The following is a 21,330-nucleotide window of genomic DNA, read 5'->3' as shown; positions in this document are numbered from 1 at the left end:
GTCTTTCCGTAACTATCGGCGTTTTTAGTTAGTTGTCACTATTAGCAGCTTTAAGCGGCCTGTTTTTCTATCTGTTTAATTGGCTCTTTTTCCGGGTTCAGTGTTGTCGGCCCAACTGGCGTACAGTTGCGGATATCGCGTTTACCCGTCATTCCGCAGCTAATTCCAGATTTAAAATAGTGTGATCGCACGATCATTTCTGCGCAATTTTGCAAACACCCTATTGACCGCGATCCCCTATTTTGATCTATTACTGCTATTTAACGGTCGCTCACTATGTCTGCCCCTCAGCCTGTCATTAAACGCCTCGATCACCTCGGGTTAATTGCTGCTTTTTGTCACGAAATTGGGTTACCTCGTTTTATCGATCGAGCCATCCCCAAACTCTCGGACCATCATGTTTCTCATGGTGATGCCGTGCTGGCGATGGTGCTTAACGGGTTAGGCTTCCATAGCCGTACCTTGCATATGTTTTCTGACTTTTTTCAAACCAAGCCCGTTGCCAAGTTGTTGGCGAAAGAGTAAGCGACTAATTAACCCCACATTCTAAAATAACCCTATTCTCGGCATAGTTCCCTCACTCATTTTGGAGGTAATTATGACTCAATCCAATAAACGTCAGCATTGGGCTGACATCATTTCACAACACGCTAATAGCGGCATCTCGGTTGCCGCTTTTTGTCAGCAACATCAGATTGCTGAGCACACTTTTTATTATTGGCGTAAAAAATTCAGCGATAAACCCGCTACTACTTTGCATCCCATCCTGCTTCAGGGAGCGGCTCCCACTCAGGCTGCTAGTGTAAATGTTCATTTTCCAAATGGGCTTCGCATTGAGCTGCCAGCTGCGTTGCCACTCGGTCAGCTCCAAACTTGGTTAAAAGCGCTGCAATGTTAGCCCCAGCAACGCGCATTTATCTGGTGGCTGGGGTAACCGATATGCGTAAATCCATTGATGGCTTGGCGCATATCGTGGCGGATTCCCTTGAGATGGACCCGTTCAATGACGCTTGGTACATCTTCTGCAACCGCCAGCGTGACAAACTTAAAATTCTGTTTTGGGACAGCAACGGGTTTTGGCTTTACTACCGTCGCTTGGAAAAAGGTCGTTTCAAATGGCCTGCACCCAATACGGCAGGCCATATTTATATCACTAAACAGCAGCTGCAATGGCTTTTATCAGGATTGCAATTGGAGCATCCTCGCGCTCACCAACCTTTATTTGGCTTAGAAATGTGAACCAGGATGTTGATCCGCTCATGGCGCTTGAAGGATCTATTTTAGCTGTCATCATCGGGGCAACATTAACCCTTGAATAGACTGGCATGACCGAGCTTCCCGATGACATCAACCAACTGAAAGCCATGTTGCTCAAGCTGCAGGAAGAAAATCTGCAAAAAGATAAACAGCTTCACGCGCAAGCGGAGGAAATGACGGAGCTAAAAACTAAGCTGCAATTGTTGGTCGAGCAGCTTAATCTCAGCCAGTCCAAACGCTTCTCTGCGCAGAGTGAAAAAGTGGCCAAGGGTACCTTTAATGAATCTGAGCAGCAAAATGCCTTGCCAAAAATAACACCACATCATCAGCAAAAAGGCCGTAAACCACTGCCAGCCGAGTTTGAACGAGAAGTGCAACAGCACACACTCAATGCACCGCATTGCGAATGTTGTCATGGTGAGTTACATGAATGTGGCGTTGAGGTCAGTGAGCAACTTAAGATCATCCCGCAAAAAGTGAGTGTGATCCGCCATGAGCGTACTAAATACACCTGTCGCCAGTGTGAAAAGACACATACCAGCAACAAGATCATCACCGCGCCGAAGCCGCCCAGCATGATCCCACAAAGTATCGGTAGCCCAGAAGCGTTTGCCGCGGTGGTTACCGCAAAATACGTTGATGCCTTGCCACTGTATCGACAGGCAGAGATCTTAACGCGCTCAGACTTAGCCATCAGCCGCAGCACACTCGCGAACTGGTGCGTGCAATTAGGTAAAAAAGTCGATGTGGTTATTGCAACGATGAAGGCCAAGCTGCTTGCTGAGCCCGTTATCTGCGCCGATGAAACAACGGTACAAGTGCTGCGCGAAGAAGATCGAAGCGCCGAACGTAAATCGTATATGTGGGTATATCGCAGTGGCGAATTTGCTGCGCAGCCAGTGGTGATTTATGAGTACCAGCCAAGCCGTGCCAGCGCCTGTGCCATTGACTTTTTAGGGGATTACCAAGGTTATTTGCTGAGCGACGGTTACTCAGGCTACAACCGCTTAGACAAGGTCACACAAGCGGGTTGCATGGCGCACGTGAGACGTAAATTTAATGATGCAAAAATAGCACAAGCTAATCAGAAATCGGGCAAGGCCGATAAAGCCATGAGTTTTATCGCTAAGCTATATCGGATTGAGCATAAAGCCAAATTGTTAAGTGCTCAAGAAAGGCAACAATTACGAGAGATTGAAGCGAGACCTATCTTAGAGTGCTTCCATCAATGGCTGCAGGACACCAGTGAAAAAACATTGCCGAAAGGACAATTAGGCAAGGCCATTGGCTACGCACTGAATCAATGGCCAAAACTACTGACCTATCTAGAAGATGGTGAATTGAGCATCGACAGTAATGTGACCGAGCGCGATATTAGGCCATTTACAACGGGACGAAAAAATTGGTTGTTCTCAACGTCGGTGGGCGGGGCTCATGCCAGCGCCAATTTATACAGTTTAGTCATGACTTGTCGGGCTAATGACATCAACCCCTATTACTACTTCAAAGAGTTGTTCCGATTACTGCCGACACGATCACCAGAAGATGATTTAAGTGACTTAATGCCCTGGAGCATTCAATTAAGTGAGGCTGAATAAGGCCTCACCGCTTAACTGCACGCTTACGCGAAAGACATACAAGCCGAGCATTTAACTGATGATGTGCTCGGGCGGACCTTGGATACGCTGTTTGAAGCCGATGTGTCTGTCATGTATCAAGCGATTGCCGAGCATGTGGTCGAGAAATTAGGGCTACAAACCGATTCGGTGCACCTTGATATCACCAGCTTCCATGTAGATGGTGACTATGCTCAAGCCGCCTCAGATGACATTAATACCATTAAATTAGTCCAAGGTTATAGCCGTGACCATCGCCCCGATTTAAACCAAGTGGTGCTTGAGCTTATCTGTGAAAACCAAGCAGGATTGCCCGTTTACATGCAGGCGCTCAGCGGTAATACCAATGACGCCAAAGCCTTTGCCGAGGTCACCAAACACCATATTCACTGCCTAAAAGCGGCGCAAAACAGTCGTTACTTTATTGCTGATGCCGCGCTTTACACCCAAGACAGTATTCAGTCTCTTGATGAGCAGAAGCAAAAATTCATTACGCGTGTTCCGATGACCATCAAGACTGCCAAAAAGGCGTTATTGGCACTCGACCCAACGCAATTAGAGCCGATTGACAAGGGCTACTCCGGCCATTGGATTGCGTCAAATTATGGCGATGTGCAGCAAAAGTGGTTGCTCATTAACAGCGAACAAGCCACGAAACGAGAAGAAATCACCTTCTACAAAAATCTCGAGAAGGACCTAACCAAAGAGCTTAAGCAATTGAATAAATTGATGAGTAAGCCATTTGCTTGTGAGGAAGATGCCAATCTGGCCGTTGATGAATTCAAAAAGCAGTCTGAGTTGCTTGGTTTTGAACAAACCAGCATTAGCAAAGCGCCTATCTATACCCACCGCGGGCGGCCGAAGAAAGGCGAGAAACCAACGGGCTATAGCTACCAAATTAATGCCACCGTATTCACCGATTTAACCAAAGTAAAACTCGCCAAACTCAAGGTGGGCATGTTCATCCTCGCCACCAATGACACTGACAGTCGCGACCTCGACATGGCGGCATTATTGACTCACTACAAATCGCAGCAAAAGGTTGAACGCGGTTTTCGATTCTTAAAAAGTCCCGAATTTTTAACCTCGTCCATCTTTTTAAAGAAGCCGCAACGAATTGAAGCCTTGCTCATGATAATGATAATAAGCTTAATGGTGTACGCCGGACTGGAGCATAAAATCCGCGAAGAACTAAAGCATACCGACGAATTCTTCCCTAGCATGGTCAATAACAAAACGACCTCAAAGCCGACAGCGCGCTGGGTGTTTTTGAAATTCGAGGGCATAGACATGCTGGAGTTTGGCGAGCAGCGATTTATTACAGGGATGCAAGATTACCAACGACGGCTACTGCAACGACTTGGCGAGATGTACGAATCATTTTATTCCTAAATTGGCTGCGGAATGTCGGTTCTAATGGTTAGTTGCATATTTAGAACACAGCATCGGTTTGAACAAGATGAGATCAGTGAGTCCCAGTGGTTACGGCGAATGCAACGATTGCGGAAAATTATCAAGGCATTACTACAAAAAGGGACTCAGGTCCCAGCTAGTCGCTATGCAGGAAGATGTCAGCACATTTTAAAATATGAAACAGGCTTATGGGTATTTTTACAATACAGCGGCACGCCGCTGACAAATAATGAAGCCGAGCGATGCCTGCGAGGCAGCGTTATCATGCGGAAAATTTGCTACGGGACTAATTCAGATCGCGGCGATAAATTTCGCTCTCGTTTATTATCGGTGATCGAAACTAGCAAAAAGCGTGGGGTCAATGCCTTGAATATGATTGAAACCATAGTGACGGCAGTGATAGAGAAGCGTGAGTATCCGGATGTGTTTAAGCTAATCACGGCTTAATCAAGTAGGGGCTGGTGAAAGGTTACTGCAAGAGGACTCTTCTTTGCGATGACAGCAGGTCCGAGGTGCAGAGGCTGTGTATTCGCTTTGGTGAAAAAGCTTTTATTCGATAGCCAGCCTTGCTTAGCTAGCTTCACACCTACCTTACCGCGTAAACGGCCAAGCCAATACCAACCAAGTGCTTCAACTTGGCGAAACCAGGTATTTCGGTAACCAGCATCGGTGATCAGAATGGGCGTGCAGCTGGGTGGCATCACTTGTTTTAATTCATCCAAGAAACGTTGATGGCTGCGAGGAGAGTTGTAATGCTTGAATTCAAAGGTACGTTCATACAAAACAACACTGCGACCATTGACGGCAATGGATGCGCGTAATGTCATCATTCGCAGCTGTTCAGTCGATAAGGACAAACGGAAAGGGGTTGAGGCTGCAAGTTAGCTGCGCATGCCAACGATAAATAGCGATGCACCCGCGATCATTGCCAAGCAACCTATCAACACGCTTAATGGCATGCTTAGCGGATGTCTTACCCGTCATTGAGCAGCCTAGTTGAGTAAGGGTGAGGCGGTCACCTTGGAGCAATGCTTGGGTAAAATCGATGAGGGATTGAAGTCGTTTTTTGTGAATGAAAGGGCATTGATTTTGTAGCTGTTGGTGTATGATATTAAGTTCACGCATCTCGTTGTAATCTGGTTTGTTTTTGGCGAAATTAATTAGATCACTAAACGAGGTGCGTTCCTATATCTATGATAGTGAAAGATATTTTGTGTGGATTCGTTAGAAGTGGGCGTTAAATGCTCGGGATGTCTAGTTCATATATAATTTGCGAAACTAAGAAGTAATGTTAAGGATGATGAAATTATGCCTGTATTGAGTCAAATAAAATATCAACCCGTTGTTGGAATAGCTCTTCTCTTACTCGTTGGTTGCGGTGGAGGTGGTGGTGGAGAGAGTAATTCCGAACCGAATTCAGTTATTGTAAATGGTGCAGTTGAAAAGGGACCTTTCATCATTGGGACTAATGTAACAATTGGAAAGCTGAATAATCTAGGGCAACCAGTCGATTCAACTCTGACTACTCAAACCACAAACGATTTAGGCGATTTTTCATTCTCTTATGAGAAAGATACGTTAGTTCAAATAAAGGCTAATGGATATTATCGAAATGAAATAACTGGAGAGCTTTCCGCCGGCACGCTGAACCTCCGATCAGTATATGTCGTTTCTTCCGAAGGACAGCAGCGAGCACATGTAAATATACTAACCCATCTAACAAGCAACAGAGTAATAGAGCTTATCTCTTTCGGTAGTCCTGCGGCCGAGGCAATTTCGACTGCCGAAGATGAGATGTTAACTTTATTGGATGAAATCGTTCCTAGCCCAGCAATAGATTCGTTCGCATCTTTAGGTCTTTACGATACGACTGCAGGCGACGTTGGCAACGCGTATCTCACACTAATTTCTTCCTTGTTTTATCAATACTCGTTGAATCTAGCTAGCGGTAATTCCACAAGCCCAGATGCAGAGCTTACACTGGTATTAAATGAACTTGCCAATGACTTCGCTGATGGCAATGTAGAGGACACTACTGTTTTTGAAAGCATAAAACTAGCTATGGCCGACATTGATCCTATTAGAGTACAGATGCACCTTAATGAATTTGCACGGCTGGCAAATAGCTCTTCTACACCATCCAATATTAATCTGTTTCTTGATTCTGATCTTGATGGGGTAGCAAATGAATATGATCTGGATGATGATAATGACAATATTTTGGACGAAGAGGATAGTGCGCCTTACCAGGAAAATTTTGTTGTTGGTAACATAGAACTTCAAACTGATGAGGACACAGATATATCTTTTACTTTGAAATCAAATAATCCTAAAGGTGACCTGATTAAGTACGTTATAACTCGTCAACCTAGCAGCGGAGTTTTAATAGGTGAGTTTCCTAATGTAACGTATAAACCGAACGAAAATTTTAATGGTATCGACAGCGTTCAACTGTATCTATCACAAGGAGATATTTTTAGCGATTCAGTAACTATAACCATTAGTGTTCTATCTGATAATGATGTCCCCGTTATATCTGGAATACCTTCAAGCCAAATTGATGCTTTCGCCGAGTACAGTTTTGTTCCGGTAACAAATGATATCGATGGTGATGGATTAGAATTTTCTATAGTCAACAAGCCCGGCTGGCTTAATTTTTCATCACTGACAGGTGAAATTAGTGGTATACCTACAAATGAAAATGCTGGTATATATTCAAATATAGAAATCAGCGCTTCTGATGGTATTGAAGAGGTAATTCTTGCTCCTTTTAGTATTACGGTTAAATCTACTCCTTGGGTACCATTAGCTAGTCTTCCATTAGAAACTCGAGGAGGTGCAGCTGCACAGTACAACGGTATTCTATACTATTTTGGCGGCACAGGATCTGATATGAAATCGGTGTATGCTTATGACCCTTTAACTGACAGCTGGTCAGCTAAAGCTTCTATGCCAAAAGGGCTACACAATTTAAACGCTCATACCATTGGCGATAAGATTTATATCGTATCAGGTTATGGTGCAGGCGGGTTTATCAATGATACATTTGTATATGACCCCGCTAATGATAGCTGGCAAACCAAAGAGCCTCGACCAACTTATAGATATGTATTTAGCAGTGCGGTAGTAGATGATTTGATCTACGTAATTGGAGGTCAAGGAACTGTCGATGATGGACCTTGGCGAAACGGCGTAGCATGGAGCTATAAAAATTATGTAGAGATTTATAATCCAAAAACAGATAGTTGGTCAGATGGTCAATCGGCCCCGACACTATTAGCGAATAATGATGCTTGCGTATTAGATCAAAAAATATATGTTCTTGGAGGTGATGCAGGAAGTGGTGCCACGTCATCGGTTCAAGTATATGATCCGATGAGTGATTCCTGGTCAACTTCCCTAGGCTTAACTAGTTCAAGGGAGGCGCTAAGTTGTTCCGTAATTGGCCAAGAGCTATTTGTATTTGGTGGGCGAAATTCTGGTGGTGCTTTGGATCTCGTTGAATCATATGATTTAGTAAGTGGTGGATGGTCTACCCGCCATCCGATGAGTGACACGAAGTATTGGTTTCCTACTGTCTTATATGACAATAAGGTTTTTACATTTGGTGGCTATACCGGGAGTTCTAGACTTCAAGCTGTGGAATCTTACGACCCTTCTACAGATCTTTGATTCACTCGACCTACTACATTGAACAGATAAGAATAGGTGTCGCGAAGCCGACACCTATTCAAGTGTAGTGGCATAATTAATTTGGCCATCCATTAAGAAACAAATGATATGCTATGAGCATAGAACTGGGTGGTAAAATGACGAACAAAAAACGAGTAACCTTTAGCGCAGCGATCAAATTAGAGACCACTGAACTGGTTTTAGATCAAGGTGCACACAAGAAGAAGCCGCTAAGTCGATGGGGTCGGTAAATCAACAGTGAGCAAATGGGTCGCTCTGTTTCACGTTGTAACCCTCTATCTTAGTCCGCTTAGTTGTACTAGCTCAGACTTGATCTGACAGTTACCCATTTTTAATGGTGCCGTTGTCAGCTTAGATTTGAGCTAAATTCTTTTCTGCCCAAACCTTTTTACCATCAAGTAATGTTTCTAGTGGCGTTCTGCCACAGCATACTTTGCCCTGATGTGTGCGTTCATTATTGTAATAATTCATCCACTCGTCCAGATCCTTTTGCAGTTCTTCGAGTGAACCATACAATTTCTTAGTAAACGCCCCATGATCCCACGGACTGATGTTGCTAATGTTTGAAGTTCCAAGGCAGGAGCGCATCGATATCTGGCTCCGCTTTCGCTAACTCCTGCATACACTTGACCATGTAGTCATAGAGGATGAGTCCGTTGGCTTTCGCGGTTTCAACGATGCTGTAAAGCATCGCGCTCGCTTCAGCCCCGTTAGGGTTGGTCGAGAAGAGCCAGTTTTTTCTGCCAATGACCAGCGGTTTAATTGCGCGTTCAGCGCGGTTATTGTCTATCGATAAATGGCCGTCATCGATATAGCGGATGAGCTTTGGCCATTGGCCGAGCGTGTATTTTATCGCCTTACCCAGCGGGCTAGACTCCATCACTTGTTGAGTTGCCATCCACTCGTACAACTCATCCAGTATCGGCTTGGCATGCTGTTGAAGCTCTGCTTTTCGTTTTTCCGCAGACTCACCTTTTAAGCGGGATTCTATCCCATAGAGCTTCTGGATTTTGGCCAGCGCTTTATCCGCTTTGCCTGTCTTACCTTTACCTTGAAGCTTCTTCGCATCCATGAACTTACGCCGTGCATGCGCCAAGCAGCCAATATTGGTGACTAGATGAAGGCCATCATAGACACCATAGCCATCGGTTTGCAGATAACCACTATAATCTCCCAAGAAGGCAACAGGGCATGCCCTCGCGCGACTGTTTTGATAGTCGTACAAGGCGATATTTTTTACATTAGGGAGTGCGGCATCTGGCGAATCTGCGCCCGAGCAGTAAAGCCACATGTAACATTGTTTATCTTCCTTGAGCACATTGAGCGGTGTTTCATCCGCTTGAATCACCACTTGCTCTAGTAGGTGCGCTTTCAAGGCCGCGTAAAGTGGTGCGAACTTCTCACTGACTTGGATAACCCACCTTGCCATGGTGGTTCGTGATAGCTCGATACCCGATTGAGTGAACAGCGACTCTTGGCGATACAGTGGCATCGCGTATTGATATTTGCCAAGGATGATATTGGCCAGCAAGCTTTCTGTTGCGAAGCTTTTAGGGATAATGCTTTGCGGCGCTGGCTTTTGAACGATGCGATTGTTGTCTTCAGTTTGCTCGCACTGACGACAAGCATATTTAGGACGAACATATTCCAGCACTTTGAGCACCGCTGGTGAGAACTCAAGTTTCTCACTGCGGTCTTCACCGATTTTATGCAGATTATGTTGGCAGCAAGCGCACTGCTTTTCATGGTCGTCTAAATCAAGTTCGATAACCTCACGAGGCAAGGTCTTTGGAAGTGGCTTGCGTTTACCACGTTTCTTCGTTGTGGTGGTCGTCGTGACCACTTCAACCTTAGCGGCTTCACATTCCACTTCGTTGAAGAGGTCACCTTGAGATTCATTGTAAGGCTTTAACGCCTCCGAGCGTTTAGCGAACTGGCGGTCGAAGGCCAGCTTGAGCTGTTCAAGTAGCGACTGGCGCTCTTGTTTCCACTCAGATTCTTTCTGTTTTTGCGACGCCATCAGCGCTTTCACCATCGCTTGTAGCTCGGCAACATCTTGGCTTTCTGGGTTAATAGTTGGCGTCTTTTTCATGGCATTGATTATATTGAAATTATGCCATTAACGCCTGGTGAATAAGGCTTTATTTTCGATTAAGTCATTGTAAAATTGTTTATTTTAACGGGTTTATGGCCGATAATCGTGAAGCCAGAAAGGAGTCTATCGAGCTCGAATTGAGTCAGGGTAAACACCTCATTTTTCTCTTTTGTAGGCCACTTATACTTGGCTTTTTCAAGGCGCTTGTACCAAAGAGCAAAGCCTGTTTTATCCCAGTACAACACTTTGATTTTGTCGCGCTGTTTGTTGGTGAACAGGAACAGTGCACCGCTTCCCAGGGGAAATCGGTGTCACTTTCGATGATCGCCGCGAGGCCATTGATGGACTTTCTAAAATCGACACTTTCACGATGCAGATAAATCTCTGGTGCGCTGAGCATGCGTTTCATGATAGCGCACCGATGAGCTCTGCGAGATAGGCCGCTGGCGTGCCTTGTGGAATGCGCAGCTCTACATCATTGACGAGTAGTATCATGTTAGCCGTTGCACTCTGAGCTTGATACTTCGTCGTCTTTTCGACGACTTCTGCTCGGACAAAGCCTAGAGATACATCAGTTTTGTATTGAATTGCTGACGCTTGGCATAGAATGTTGAGGGGTTAAGTTCATTGAGCTTGCAAAATGCGAGTGTAGATATTGAACTTGATTCAGATTGCGCAATAAGGTTTTGCCATTCTTGGTTGGTGCGTCGTTTTCTCATTTCAAATCTCCTCATGGTTGGAGACTTGATCTTATTCTTCGTGCTAGGTGATTAGAATGCGGGGTTTATGATGCGCTTACGCTCAATGAACTTAACCCCTCAACAGTAACCTTTCACCAGCCCCCCATTGAAAAACAATATGTGATCCGAATCGACTGATTTCACATTCGCTATTGAAGGATCCTTTCCGCCTGTCAACATCACTGCCATGAAAAAGAAATCGATGTTCACCCAAGATGCGTCTCACGTTGAGGACACCCATGATGCCAACGCACTCATCAAAGAGCTGTGGGATAAGCTGCGCGACTACGAAGACAAACTTGCGACCAGCTCACGCAATTCTTCGAGCTCACCTTCTAAAGATTCACCGGAGGCAAAAGCTGAGCGAAAAAAGCTCAAGCGCCTCGTAGCCGACATTCGGCTGGCGCTCAACCTGGACACAAAGGGCATCGACGACCACTAAGCAAGCTTAAACCTTCTGACAACATCGTGTCTTGCCTACCTGAGCCGCACTGCCGTCAGTGTGGTGGTGACGTGGTTGTTAACTCAACTCCTTCACGTCGTCATCAAGTGTTTGAGTTGCCACCGCAAACCTTGGATATCACGGAATATCAGTTGTTTCATGGTCGCTGCGATTGCTGCAGTCTCGTGAGTCAAGGTCAACTGCCCCGCGATACTCCATCAGGACAAATTGGTCCGCGGTTAATGAGCCAAATAGCGGTTCTTGCGGGGCAATATCATTTAAGCTTGAATAAGATCAGGCAGCTTTTACAAGATCAATATGGCACCACATTCTCGATTGGTGCGTTATCTGAAGTTCAAGGTCGCGTCAGCTCTATGCTTACACCGGTGCATCAGGCGTTGAAAGCACACATCCAAAAATCATCGATTATTCATGCTGATGAAACCACGCATCCGCGCAATGATGATCAGTCAACACGCTGGTTATGGCTGATGGCGAGTGATGACGCCGTGTTTCAAAATGTTCGATTCTCGCGCAGTCAAGATAATGCGAAACATTTACTCGGAGAACAAAAAATATCCGTTATCGTCACGGATCAGTGTGCGAGTTACAACTGGTTAGACCCCGCAAGGCATCAGTTTTGCCTTGCTCACGTTAAACGCAACTTGCAACAAATGGCCGATTATTCCGGTGGCGGATTAACTGCGAGACTGGGCGCAAAACTGGTTCTAATGGTTAGTTGCATATTTAGAACACAGCATCGGTTTGAACAACGCCGAAGATGAGATCAGTGAGCCCCAGTGGTTACGGCGAATGCAACGATTGCGGAAAATTATCAAGGCATTACTACAAAAAGGGACTCAGGTCCCAGCTAGTCGCTATGCAGGAAGATGTCAGCACATTTTAAAATATGAAACAGGCTTATGGGTATTTTTACAATACAGCGGCACGCCGCTGACAAAGAATGAAGCCGAGCGATGCCTGCGAGGCAGCGTTATAATGCGGAAAATTTGCTACGGGACTAATTCAGATCGCGGCGATAAATTTCGCTCTCGTTTATTATCGGTGATCGAAACTAGCAAAAAGCGTGGGGTCAATGCCTTGAATATGATTGAAACCATCGTGACGACAGTGATAGAGAAGCTTGAGTATCCGGATGTGTTTAAGCTGATCACGGCTTGATCAAGTAGGGGCTGGTGAAAGGTTACGCACAATCAAGCCTTAACCCCCAACTGGGTAAATTTTAAGTAGTGACAACTATCCTGCCAGAGGGGGCTATGAGTACAAACACAATAAATTACAGTTTGTGACTCCACATAAACGGCATACAGGGAAAGATGAAGCGATATTAGCTCAGCGTAAGGCGAAATTAGAAGCTATATAAAACTGCAAACCCGATTCGCTGGGGTAAACACGATGTCCGAAACTGTATACCGGTTGGGCCAACCACACTGAACTCAGAAAAAGCCCCTCTTAAATAGACAGAAAACAGGCCGATTAAAGCAGCCAATGGTGACTGACTAGGTGAATCAGAGCGGTTAATACATAATTTACTAAATTTAGAAATGTTTATCCTTGGTTGCTAAACGGTTATAATCTGGCAAAATTCTGGGAAGAAATTACAATAAGCCTACTAAGGCAATGCAATTGGAGCAAACAGTGAGCAAATTTCAACAATTATTTACATTACGTCAAATTGCAGTGGCTTCGCTAGCGCTGTTGTCTAGCATGGCCTTTGCTGCCGATATGTCTGACGAAGCAATTGCCGAGCGTATTAAGCCTGTTGGTGATGTTTACCTTGATGGTGAACTACCGGATGTGGCACCAGCAACTGAAGCGGTAGCGGATGCAGGCCCACGTGATGGCGCAACGATTTACAACACTAAATGTATGGCTTGTCATGCTACTGGTGCCGCTGGTGCTCCTGTTAAAGGCGATGCTTCAGCATGGTCAGCTCGTATCGCACAAGGTAACGAGACACTTTACACTCATGCCATCAATGGCTTTAATGCAATGCCTGCAAAAGGCACTTGCATGGACTGTTCTGATGATGAAATCAAAGCTGCTGTTGACTTCATTATTAGTGGTCTATAAATCGTATTCTCGTATTACTAAAAAACCTGCTTAGGCAGGTTTTTTTGTTGTTTTATTTCCTTTCCATGGTGCTTTATGCATATTCTTGTTACTGGTGCTTCTGGTTACGTAGGCCAACATTTACTGCCTCTGCTTCTGCCAAAGGCTGAGCATATTTATGCCTGTAATACATCAGGAAGCGGCAATTTGCCCAACAGTAGTAAAATTACTTGGCATCAGCTAGCTGATCAAACTTCTGACCAATCAATTTCAGCACTACTCAATAATGTAGATTGTATTATTCATTTAGCGGGCCGAGCCCATCAGATGCAAGATACCAGTAGCAATCCTTTGGCTGACTTTCGCCGTGTTAACTGTCACTTCACCCAACGCTTAGCGCAATTGGCTGTTAAGGCTCAGGTAAAGCGTTTTATCTATATTAGCTCTATTAAAGCCATGGGGGAGCAGACTCATGATCAACCTTTCTCTATCGCCATGCAGCCAGTGCCAACCGACCCTTACGGCCAGTCTAAATGGGAAGCAGAACAAGCACTGAGCAAAGCTTGTCACGATAAAATCATGGACTGGGTAATTATTCGCCCACCGTTAATTTATGGCCCTGCCGCAAAAGGTAACTTAGCAACTTTAATGAAAGTTGTGTACAAAGGTTTACCGCTTCCTCTTGGCAGAATTAATAACCAACGCGATATGGTCAGCATTTACAATTTGTGCGATTTAATCATCACATGTAGCCACCACCCAAAGGCCAGTAAACAAACTTTTTTGGTTTCAGATAATCAAGCTATTAGCACACCAGCGTTGATTAACTATTATGCTGAATTATCTGGAACAACGGCTCGTTTAGTCCCTATTCCCTTGTGGTTGCTAGTAGCTGGTGCAAAGGTGCTTGGCAGAAGCGGGATGATTGAAAGATTAACTAGCAGTCTAACGATCGATATACAACATACACAGCACACACTGGATTGGCAGCCTCCTTATACTGTCGACGCTGCGTTCTTAAAGATGAAACAGGATCTATCGTGCTAACTATTACCTTAGTTTTTATTATCAGCTTGGTTCTAACTGGCCTAATGCGTCAGTATGCTCTGCATAAAAATATTATTGATGACCCTAATCATCGTAGCTCCCATCAAACACCAACTCCTCGCGGGGGGGGGATTGCAGTAGTAGCAAGTATTATCGGCTCTCTTATCTGGCTATGTTTTACTCAACAATTACCAGTGGTGTATTTTTTTGCATTGTCTTTACCCCTTTTAGCCGTCGCAGCTATCGGCTTTCTAGATGATCTTGGCCACGTAGCAGCAAAATGGCGTTTGGTAGTGCATTTAGGCTCTACTTGCACGTTCTTGATTTTGCTTCCTAACTTACCTGTCTTAAACATAGCGAATATCATACTACCTAGTTGGCTATTAGCTCCGTTACTTGCCATTGCGCTCGTTTGGTTTATCAACTTGTATAACTTTATGGACGGAATTGACGGTTTTGCCAGCCTTCAAGGAGTAACTGTATTGAGCAGTGCCTGCTTATTACTTTTTCTAAATCATGATGTTGCTAATATAGTTTGGTTAGGATTGCTGATCCCTTGCATTTTGGGATTTCTCGCTTGGAATTGGCCTCCAGCCCGTATTTTTATGGGCGATGCCTGCAGCGGAGGGTTAGGTCTACTCATCAGCATGATGGCCGTATTAACTAGCGTAACGTCGACGCTAAACCTTTGGGTATGGCTTATTCTTATGGGCTATTTTGTCAGCGATGCTAGCTATACCCTAGTTCGTCGCATACTTGATAAGCAACAATGGACAGCACCACATCGCAGTCACTTATACCAAATACTCTCACGCCGCTGGCACAGTCATTTGAGAGTGACATTATGTTTAGCGGGTATAAATTTAGTTTGGTTTTTACCGCTGGCTTGGCTTGCGATGGACAACCCTACATGGGGGCTATTCATTACCTTAGTTGCATATATTCCAGTGTTTTTACTAGCATGGCGCTATAAAGCAGGTTTGAATAACGACTAAAGCATGACAGCATTCCGCGACAAAACGCACATTCCATCGCGGAATAAATTCCTCGCCTACGATTTGTTGAATAACGCTCTTAAATTCGCGATTCCTTTTTGCCCTTTCTCTTGTTTTTGCTCTTTGGTTTGCGTTTGTTGGCCGGTTTTTTCCCATACCACATCATCTTGTGGTAGCTCATGCAGGAAACGACTGGGCTCTGGGCGCAATGATTCACCGTATTGGCGGCGCTCACGGCATAGGGTAAAGGTGAGCTCTTGCTGGGCGCGGGTAATACCAACATAAGCGAGGCGGCGCTCTTCTTCGATATTATCTTCATCAATGCTGGTTTGATGGGGCAAGAAGCCTTCTTCCATGCCTATCATAAACACAAACGGGAATTCTAAGCCTTTTGAAGCATGTAACGTCATCAGTTGCACTTGATCAGCTTCATCTTCGCCTTCGTTGCGCTCCATCATGTCGCGCAGCATCAAACGGTTAACCACTTGCGGCAAGGTGAACGGCTCTTCTAAGTCATCGCCTTCTAACCAACCAGTGACCCAGCGAAATAGCTCGGATACGTTTTTCATGCGCATTTCCGCCGCTTTGGGGCTAGGGCTGGTTTCGTAAAGCCAATCTTCATAATGAATTGTACGTACCATATCACGTACCGCATCCACCGCACTGCCACGCTCGGCTTGATCTTTAAGCTCCACTAACCAGCGGCTAAAGTTGCGCACCGACTGCAGGCCGCGCCCGGTTAAGGTCTGCTCTAGCCCTAATTCAAAGGTAGCAGCAAACAAGCTGATGTTACGTAGGTTGGCATAGTTACCTAGCTTCTCTAACGTGGCAGGGCCGATTTCTCGGCGTGGTACATTTACGATGCGCAAAAAGGCATTGTCATCATCATGGTTCGCTAACAAGCGCAGGTAAGCCAACATGTCTTTAATTTCTACCCGTGAGAAGAACGAAGTACCACCACTTATTTTGTAAGGGATGCGGTTGGTCATCATGGCTTTTTCTAAAACGCGGCTTTGATGATTACCCCGATACAACACCGCATAGTCTTTAAAGTTGGTGTTGTTCATAAATTTGTGGCCCATTAACTCCGCCACCACACGCTCTGACTCATGCTCTTCATCTTTGGCATACAGCACTCGTAGTGGCTCACCGTAATGCAACTCACTAAACAGTGCCTTTTCATATTCGTGAGGATTATTGGCGATCAAGATATTGGCTGATTTGAGAATTCGCTGGGTCGAGCGGTAATTCTGCTCTAATTTAATCAAACGCAAATTGGGGTAATCGGTTTTCAGCAGCACCAAGTTTTGCGGCCTTGCCCCGCGCCATGAATAAATTGATTGGTCATCGTCACCCACCACGGTAAAGCGCGCGCGCTCACCTACCAGTAATTTAACCAATTCATATTGGCTGGTATTGGTATCTTGATACTCATCCACCAGCAGGTATTGAATTTTTTGCTGCCAGCGTAACCGCACTTCTTCTTTAAACTTAAGCAACATGGTTGGCATTAAGATCAAGTCATCAAAATCCAACGCGTTATAGGCCGTTAAATGACGCTGATATTTTTCATAAGCTTGGGCGAAAATAATTTGCTCAGCGCCGCGGGCTAATTTGATCGCTTGCGGCGGTAAGATCAGATCGTTTTTCCAGTTAGATATTTGCGTAACCAATTGCGACAGCAAGTCTTTGTCTTCTTTCAGCTCTTTCTCGGTCAGCTCTTTAAGTAGCGCAAGTGAGTCTTGATCGTCAAACAACGAAAAACCCGGCTTAATACCAATCACCTTGTGTTCTTTACGAATAATATCTAAGCCGAGGGTATGAAAGGTCGACACCATCACACCTTTAGCGGCTTTTTTGCCTAAGGTTTGCGCCACTCGCTCTTTCATTTCACGCGCAGCTTTATTAGTAAAGGTGACGGCTGCAATGGTCTTTGGATTGTAGTTACACTGCTGTACGAGATAAGCAATTTTATTGGTGATCACCCGTGTTTTGCCACTGCCCGCACCGGCTAATACTAAACAAGGGCCAGAGATATATTTAACCGCCTCATCTTGGCGTGGATTCATTTGCATAATCGTCCCCCCGTAGGAGCGGTATTTATACCGCGAATGCTCTTAAATATCGCAGCATAAATGCTGCTCCTTGTATGTTGAACTTGTTGATTCGTGTTTTTTTTGTAGGAGCAGAGCTTGCTCAGGGAATATGTGATATTCGCAGAGCAAGCTCTGCTCCTACGAGTATTAAACAGCATCGGGCACACTACAGTGAGATGCACCGTTATAGAACTCTGTTAGTAGGAGCGGTATTTATACCGCGAATGCTCTTAAATATCGCAGCATAAATGCTGCTCCTACATTTATTAAGCAACACTAGGCACGCCGCTGTGAAATTTAAAATCGGTATCTGGGCTAGTAATCAGCTCCGCTTCCGCTTGACCTATTAAGGCAACCCGCTCGCTAATGTCATCTGGTGAAATTTGCTGCGCCAAGGTTAAGTAATCTTGATAGTGGCGCGCTTCAGAGCGCAGGAGTGAGATATAAAATTTATTCATATCGTCATCAAGGTGTGGCGCAAGCTTAGCAAAGCGCTCACAAGAGCGAGCTTCAATGTAAGCGCCAATAATCAGCTTATCCACCAAGGCCTGTGGCTCGTAAGTGCGTACTTGTTTAAGTAAGCCTTTAGCGTAACGACCAGCGCGAATATTTTCGTAAGGAATGCCGCGCGCATCCATGATTTCTAGCACTTGGTAAAAGTGATGTAACTCTTCTTTTATCAGTAGCACCATTTTATCGATCAAATCTTGGCTATAAGGGGAGTCACTTTTCGCCATAATACTTTTAGATATGTTGCTCTTGCCCTTCAAGCTGGCTAAGTCCCCTTTTTTACGATACGCAAAATCTTCATAAGGGCTAAACCAGTCTAATAAAGTCTGAGCACTTTCAGGTGTCACCGCATATTTACGAATCAAGAACATCGCCGACTGCCCTGCTTTTAGTTCACACATTAAGTGGTCGACTAATAGTACTTTTAGGTTTTCAGCTTTTACCGCTTCTTCTACCCAAGCATCCGGAGTGGTGCTGTGTAAAAACTGATGGATCGGCTCTAATAACTGTTCAACTTCGCTCACGGCGCACTCCAACTAGATCACGAAAATTTTCGCAGAGAGTAGCATAATTGCTTATTTGAAGCGAAAACTACACATGCTAGAAATCGCTTGCAATAAGCACTCAACTCATACTATGGCATGAGGAAATAATGTTTTAGATCACAAAGTTGTCATACTTGATGCTTACCATGCGCGCAGTAACTTAAACCACAAGGAAGTAACCACATGAAGCTACCAAAATTATTATTAGGCTCTTTAGTAGGCCAATGCTTGATTGCTGGGTTGTTGGTATTAACTTTTATCAAAGGAGCCAATAACTTAGAAGCGCAGCAAAGTGATGTTCAGCGCTATCAAGAGATCAAAGCCAAAATTGCCATTGATATTAAGCAAACCGTGATTGATTACCTTAACACTGGCGACGCCACTATTTTAGCAAAAGCTGAAGCGCAACTTGAAGTGTTAGAAAACTCCTTACGCCAAATCAATAATGATAAAACCGCCAGTATTATCTATCAAGTGGCGTTGCTGCGACTCGATCTCAGCCAAAAATATCGCGCAGCCGGCAAGTTAGGTAATAACGCCCAAGCGGTGCTTGAAAATGCCGAGCGTGAATTGGCTGACAACGTCAAGCTGCTCGCTGAATACGGCGAAAATGCCATGGATATCAATCCCGGCGTAGCAATGCAATATCAAATGCTAGCGGCAGAAATGGCGCAATCGGCCCATGTATTAAGCTTATTACGCAGCCAATACCTTGATGGCCGTAATGAGAAGACTCAAAGCAGCATTGCTTTTCAGTTATCGCAACTTAAAACACAGGTAAAGCAAACACAAGGGTTAAGCCCATTAGGCCTTATGGATACCGTTAATAACAGCGATGATTTTTTTGGCACTGACGAAAATGACATCGCTCAGGATCAAATTGTTACCATCACCGATAACCTTAATAATTTAATTAAGCGCTATCCAAAAGAGATTGATTACACCCAACAACAACTGGCGCAAACGCAAGTGTTAAAAGATGAGCTACTCACGCGCACTAACCAAGTTGCACTGAATGTAAAATCCATTGAGCATAGCTTATTTGGTGTAAAATCGAACGCTTTTGTGAATACGCAATATACCCTGTATATCCTAATCGCTATTTCAGTGTTAATGGCCTTTGCGCACTTTATTAGCCAACATCACTTATTTCACCGCCCACTTAACCGCTTTCATACTGCATTGCGTAAACAAGCCGAGAACGGTGGCGTGCTTAGCATCGAACAACACAGCTTTAAGGGTGATTTTAGACAACTGGTTACCGACTATAACCGCTTGGTTGAGCAAACAAAAACTAAAATGTCGCGATTAAAACTGCTTTACCAAACCACTTGACGGCCCGCCATGTAGTTTCATACTTGCCGCCAGTATCAATATTAACGATACTGGCGTTTTTATATGAGGTTTCACTATGCCTTTAGAGCTTTGGTTTACTTTGTTTCTTATTTGCTGCTTAGGTGCCGCAAGCCCCGGTCCAAGCCTCGCCTTGGTAATGCGTAACACCCTTTCTTTTGGCCGCAATACTGGTATTAAAACCGCCTTTAGCCATGCGCTAGGGGTGGGTATTTGGGCACTGCTGAGCATCTCAGGAGTCGCCTTGCTGATGATCAACACCCCTAATTTATTTAACTTAGTCAAACTAGCCGGTGGCTTATTTTTGCTTTATCTAGGCTGGAAAACATGGTGCAGCGTGAAACAGACCACTAAGATTGAAGCGGGAATAGTACAACAACCAAGCCCGTCACCTTGGTCAGACGGCTTTATGATGGCTTTGTTAAGCCCTAAAATAGCGCTATTTTTTATTGCCTTATTTAGCCAATTTGTCAGTGCCGAGAACGGCCTGACTAGTCAGATTATTATTTTTGCTACTGTCGCCGGCGTCGACTTTCTTTGGTATTTGCTGATTGCTTGTGTTATTGGCCAACCAAAGGTTGTGCGGTATTTAGAGCAACAGCAAAAGCTAATAACGGTCAGCACGGCTTTAGTACTGACCTTATTTGCTGCTTACATGGTCGTTGATTCAGGCTTGCTATTACTTCAAGCAAGCTAAATAGACTCAGGCTCTTTACAATACTTTTTGTAAGGCTTTAAAAAGCTACCTGCGGGGGCGGGTTCAATATCAAATTGTGGCTTGTGACGCTTAACGACACTGCCATTATTAATGCCAACAATAGAATGAGTTAGCCCGACTTTCGTTTTCATAAATGAACCGCTTGGCGGCGTGTTTAATGCTGCAATGTCTTGTGGCTTTCCTGTGCCCGATAAACTAGGCGCGCTATATCCACCGACGGATGCCGAGGCGCCCGAGCTTCTAAAATAACTTTTAGCCATCATTATTTCCCTTTGCTTGTTGATACATGGCACGACTAACAACCAAAATAATTAGATCGTAAACAATTGTTATGAACAATCGTTATGAACAATCGTTGTCAACAAATGTTGTAAACCTAAGCTAACCCAGTTGTATTGCGTATTATCAATATTGATTCAGTTGTGCCTCTAACGGGAACATACTGACGAGTGCCGTATCATGTTGTGCTCATTATTTGTTCAGGTAGAACAAATCCAGACTAGCACCATCTTATCAAAAAGTAAAAGAAGTCACTTATTTTACAAATACTTAACAAAGAAAACACAAATATCAATTAACACTATCACCCAGTATAATCACCTGATTTATTAAGGGCTAACGAAGCAAAGATAAATACTCCAGCTGCTTTCAATGCATATTTAGGTTAATACAGTGGTCAAAAAACAACCTTTTATTAACCTTGTTTGGTACCTGTCAACTAATCCGACAGCATTAAT

21 protein-coding genes and 4 pseudogenes are annotated in these 21,330 nt (G+C 44.5%); 16 read left to right on the top strand and 9 right to left on the bottom strand.

Annotated features, from left to right (window positions below):
* Positions 1-276: 276 nt before the first annotated feature.
* The 6 genes and pseudogenes from K6Y31_RS04365 to K6Y31_RS04340 form a co-directional block, all read left to right on the top strand.
* A pseudogene (locus K6Y31_RS04365) lies at positions 277-522 on the top strand (DUF4277 domain-containing protein); the annotation flags it as partial.
* Between the two features lie 76 nt (positions 523-598).
* Positions 599-898, top strand: a complete 300-nt coding sequence (tnpA, locus tag K6Y31_RS04360; protein ID WP_233051620.1) for an IS66 family insertion sequence element accessory protein TnpA — start codon at positions 599-601, stop codon at positions 896-898.
* Positions 892-1,239, top strand: a complete 348-nt coding sequence (gene tnpB, locus K6Y31_RS04355; protein ID WP_233051619.1) for an IS66 family insertion sequence element accessory protein TnpB — start codon at positions 892-894, stop codon at positions 1,237-1,239. Before tnpA (K6Y31_RS04360) ends, tnpB (K6Y31_RS04355) begins: the two co-directional genes overlap by 7 nt.
* An 86-nt stretch (positions 1,240-1,325) precedes the next feature.
* Positions 1,326-2,855: an IS66 family transposase gene (tnpC, locus tag K6Y31_RS04350; RefSeq protein WP_233051618.1), complete on the top strand. Its 1,530-nt coding sequence runs from the start codon at positions 1,326-1,328 to the stop codon at positions 2,853-2,855.
* A gap of 27 nt (positions 2,856-2,882) precedes the next feature.
* A pseudogene (locus K6Y31_RS04345) lies at positions 2,883-4,265 on the top strand (IS1634 family transposase); the annotation flags it as partial.
* Between the two features lie 18 nt (positions 4,266-4,283).
* Positions 4,284-4,733: pseudogene (locus K6Y31_RS04340) on the top strand (IS66 family transposase); the annotation flags it as partial.
* Here K6Y31_RS04340 and K6Y31_RS04335 read toward each other — a convergent pair.
* Together K6Y31_RS04335 and K6Y31_RS04330 are read right to left on the bottom strand one after the other, a co-directional pair.
* A complete protein-coding gene (locus K6Y31_RS04335; protein ID WP_233051617.1) occupies positions 4,730-5,116 on the bottom strand; it encodes a transposase in 387 nt (128 codons plus the stop codon). The pseudogene K6Y31_RS04340 and the gene K6Y31_RS04335 sit on opposite strands and share 4 nt — an antisense overlap.
* A 10-nt stretch (positions 5,117-5,126) precedes the next feature.
* Positions 5,127-5,411, bottom strand: a complete 285-nt coding sequence (locus tag K6Y31_RS04330) for a hypothetical protein (RefSeq protein ID WP_233051616.1) — start codon at positions 5,409-5,411, stop codon at positions 5,127-5,129.
* A gap of 183 nt (positions 5,412-5,594) precedes the next feature.
* On the opposite strand from K6Y31_RS04330, the gene K6Y31_RS04325 reads away from it, so the two are divergent.
* Positions 5,595-7,958, top strand: a complete 2,364-nt coding sequence (locus K6Y31_RS04325) for a Kelch repeat-containing protein (protein ID WP_233051615.1) — start codon at positions 5,595-5,597, stop codon at positions 7,956-7,958.
* Positions 7,959-8,071: 113 nt separating this feature from the next.
* Positions 8,072-8,209, top strand: a complete 138-nt coding sequence (locus tag K6Y31_RS04320; protein ID WP_233051614.1) for a hypothetical protein — start codon at positions 8,072-8,074, stop codon at positions 8,207-8,209.
* A gap of 121 nt (positions 8,210-8,330) precedes the next feature.
* Here K6Y31_RS04320 and K6Y31_RS04315 read toward each other — a convergent pair.
* The 4 genes and pseudogenes from K6Y31_RS04315 to tnpA (K6Y31_RS04305) all read right to left on the bottom strand — a co-directional run.
* Positions 8,331-8,507: pseudogene (locus tag K6Y31_RS04315) on the bottom strand (IS3 family transposase); the annotation flags it as partial.
* Positions 8,508-8,535: 28 nt separating this feature from the next.
* On the bottom strand, positions 8,536-10,071 hold the full coding sequence (gene tnpC / locus K6Y31_RS04310) for an IS66 family transposase (protein ID WP_233051613.1): 1,536 nt from the start codon (positions 10,069-10,071) through the stop codon (positions 8,536-8,538).
* Between the two features lie 59 nt (positions 10,072-10,130).
* Complete coding sequence (gene tnpB / locus K6Y31_RS22495; RefSeq protein ID WP_427901893.1) at positions 10,131-10,358, bottom strand: IS66 family insertion sequence element accessory protein TnpB; 228 nt, start codon at positions 10,356-10,358, stop codon at positions 10,131-10,133.
* A 276-nt stretch (positions 10,359-10,634) separates the two neighbouring features.
* On the bottom strand, positions 10,635-10,793 hold the full coding sequence (tnpA, locus tag K6Y31_RS04305) for an IS66 family insertion sequence element accessory protein TnpA (protein ID WP_233051612.1): 159 nt from the start codon (positions 10,791-10,793) through the stop codon (positions 10,635-10,637).
* A 208-nt stretch (positions 10,794-11,001) separates the two neighbouring features.
* Between tnpA (K6Y31_RS04305) and K6Y31_RS22285 the strand changes: the two genes are divergently transcribed.
* The 6 genes from K6Y31_RS22285 to K6Y31_RS04285 all read left to right on the top strand — a co-directional run bounded on the left by K6Y31_RS22285 (position 11,002) and on the right by K6Y31_RS04285 (position 15,371).
* Positions 11,002-11,256, top strand: a complete 255-nt coding sequence (locus K6Y31_RS22285; protein WP_282560148.1) for a DUF6444 domain-containing protein — start codon at positions 11,002-11,004, stop codon at positions 11,254-11,256.
* Positions 11,257-11,282: 26 nt separating this feature from the next.
* The gene (tnpC, locus tag K6Y31_RS22280; protein ID WP_345790234.1) at positions 11,283-12,041 is read left to right on the top strand and encodes an IS66 family transposase; all 759 of its coding nucleotides are present in this window, start codon (positions 11,283-11,285) and stop codon (positions 12,039-12,041) included.
* Entirely contained in the window at positions 12,022-12,438 is a 417-nt protein-coding gene (locus K6Y31_RS22275; protein WP_282560147.1) for an IS66 family transposase, read from the top strand. Before tnpC (K6Y31_RS22280) ends, K6Y31_RS22275 begins: the two co-directional genes overlap by 20 nt.
* Positions 12,439-12,984: 546 nt before the next feature.
* Entirely contained in the window at positions 12,985-13,350 is a 366-nt protein-coding gene (locus K6Y31_RS04295; protein ID WP_233051683.1) for a c-type cytochrome, read from the top strand.
* Between the two features lie 75 nt (positions 13,351-13,425).
* Positions 13,426-14,376, top strand: a complete 951-nt coding sequence (locus K6Y31_RS04290; RefSeq protein WP_233051611.1) for an NAD-dependent epimerase/dehydratase family protein — start codon at positions 13,426-13,428, stop codon at positions 14,374-14,376.
* The gene (locus K6Y31_RS04285) at positions 14,370-15,371 is read left to right on the top strand and encodes an MraY family glycosyltransferase (protein WP_233051610.1); all 1,002 of its coding nucleotides are present in this window, start codon (positions 14,370-14,372) and stop codon (positions 15,369-15,371) included. Before K6Y31_RS04290 ends, K6Y31_RS04285 begins: the two co-directional genes overlap by 7 nt.
* Before the next feature lie 56 nt (positions 15,372-15,427).
* Here the strand turns inward: K6Y31_RS04285 and rep are convergent, their stop codons facing one another.
* Both rep and miaE read right to left on the bottom strand, forming a co-directional pair.
* The gene (gene rep / locus K6Y31_RS04280; RefSeq protein ID WP_233051609.1) at positions 15,428-17,446 is read right to left on the bottom strand and encodes a DNA helicase Rep; all 2,019 of its coding nucleotides are present in this window, start codon (positions 17,444-17,446) and stop codon (positions 15,428-15,430) included.
* A 287-nt stretch (positions 17,447-17,733) separates the two neighbouring features.
* Positions 17,734-18,501 (bottom strand): tRNA isopentenyl-2-thiomethyl-A-37 hydroxylase MiaE, encoded by a 768-nt coding sequence (gene miaE / locus K6Y31_RS04275; protein ID WP_233051608.1) that lies wholly within the window; start codon positions 18,499-18,501, stop codon positions 17,734-17,736.
* A 204-nt stretch (positions 18,502-18,705) separates the two neighbouring features.
* Here miaE and K6Y31_RS04270 point away from each other — a divergent pair, with 204 nt between their 5' ends.
* A complete protein-coding gene (locus K6Y31_RS04270; RefSeq protein WP_233051607.1) occupies positions 18,706-19,857 on the top strand; it encodes a hypothetical protein in 1,152 nt (383 codons plus the stop codon).
* Between the two features lie 76 nt (positions 19,858-19,933).
* Positions 19,934-20,572, top strand: coding sequence for a LysE family translocator (locus tag K6Y31_RS04265; RefSeq protein WP_233051606.1), 639 nt, complete (start codon positions 19,934-19,936; stop codon positions 20,570-20,572).
* Here K6Y31_RS04265 and K6Y31_RS04260 read toward each other — a convergent pair.
* Positions 20,569-20,856, bottom strand: coding sequence for a hypothetical protein (locus K6Y31_RS04260; protein ID WP_233051605.1), 288 nt, complete (start codon positions 20,854-20,856; stop codon positions 20,569-20,571). The genes K6Y31_RS04265 and K6Y31_RS04260 overlap by 4 nt on opposite strands.
* Positions 20,857-21,330: the final 474 nt, after the last annotated feature.

The sequence above is a fragment of the Motilimonas cestriensis genome (genome assembly GCF_021295315.1).
GTDB classification, from domain to species: Bacteria; Pseudomonadota; Gammaproteobacteria; order Enterobacterales; family CBDFNC01; genus Motilimonas; species Motilimonas cestriensis.
Note: the sequence above shows the minus strand (reverse complement) of the source record. Positions and strands in the feature narration are given on the sequence as shown.

Excerpts from the sequence above, each read along its gene's own strand:
- tnpA (WP_233051620.1), top strand. The coding sequence starts at position 599 with ATGACTCAATCCAATAAACGTCAGCATTGGGCTGACATCATTTCACAA.
- tnpB (WP_233051619.1), top strand. The coding sequence starts at position 892 with ATGTTAGCCCCAGCAACGCGCATTTATCTGGTGGCTGGGGTAACCGAT.
- tnpC (WP_233051618.1), top strand. The coding sequence starts at position 1,326 with ATGACCGAGCTTCCCGATGACATCAACCAACTGAAAGCCATGTTGCTC.
- K6Y31_RS04335 (WP_233051617.1), bottom strand. The coding sequence starts at position 5,116 with ATGATGACATTACGCGCATCCATTGCCGTCAATGGTCGCAGTGTTGTT.
- K6Y31_RS04330 (WP_233051616.1), bottom strand. The coding sequence starts at position 5,411 with ATGCGTGAACTTAATATCATACACCAACAGCTACAAAATCAATGCCCT.
- K6Y31_RS04325 (WP_233051615.1), top strand. The coding sequence starts at position 5,595 with ATGCCTGTATTGAGTCAAATAAAATATCAACCCGTTGTTGGAATAGCT.
- K6Y31_RS04320 (WP_233051614.1), top strand. The coding sequence starts at position 8,072 with ATGAGCATAGAACTGGGTGGTAAAATGACGAACAAAAAACGAGTAACC.
- tnpC (WP_233051613.1), bottom strand. The coding sequence starts at position 10,071 with ATGAAAAAGACGCCAACTATTAACCCAGAAAGCCAAGATGTTGCCGAG.
- tnpA (WP_233051612.1), bottom strand. The coding sequence starts at position 10,793 with ATGAGAAAACGACGCACCAACCAAGAATGGCAAAACCTTATTGCGCAA.
- K6Y31_RS22285 (WP_282560148.1), top strand. The coding sequence starts at position 11,002 with ATGAAAAAGAAATCGATGTTCACCCAAGATGCGTCTCACGTTGAGGAC.
- K6Y31_RS04295 (WP_233051683.1), top strand. The coding sequence starts at position 12,985 with ATGGCCTTTGCTGCCGATATGTCTGACGAAGCAATTGCCGAGCGTATT.
- K6Y31_RS04290 (WP_233051611.1), top strand. The coding sequence starts at position 13,426 with ATGCATATTCTTGTTACTGGTGCTTCTGGTTACGTAGGCCAACATTTA.
- rep (WP_233051609.1), bottom strand. The coding sequence starts at position 17,446 with ATGCAAATGAATCCACGCCAAGATGAGGCGGTTAAATATATCTCTGGC.
- K6Y31_RS04270 (WP_233051607.1), top strand. The coding sequence starts at position 18,706 with ATGAAGCTACCAAAATTATTATTAGGCTCTTTAGTAGGCCAATGCTTG.
- K6Y31_RS04265 (WP_233051606.1), top strand. The coding sequence starts at position 19,934 with ATGCCTTTAGAGCTTTGGTTTACTTTGTTTCTTATTTGCTGCTTAGGT.
- K6Y31_RS04260 (WP_233051605.1), bottom strand. The coding sequence starts at position 20,856 with ATGATGGCTAAAAGTTATTTTAGAAGCTCGGGCGCCTCGGCATCCGTC.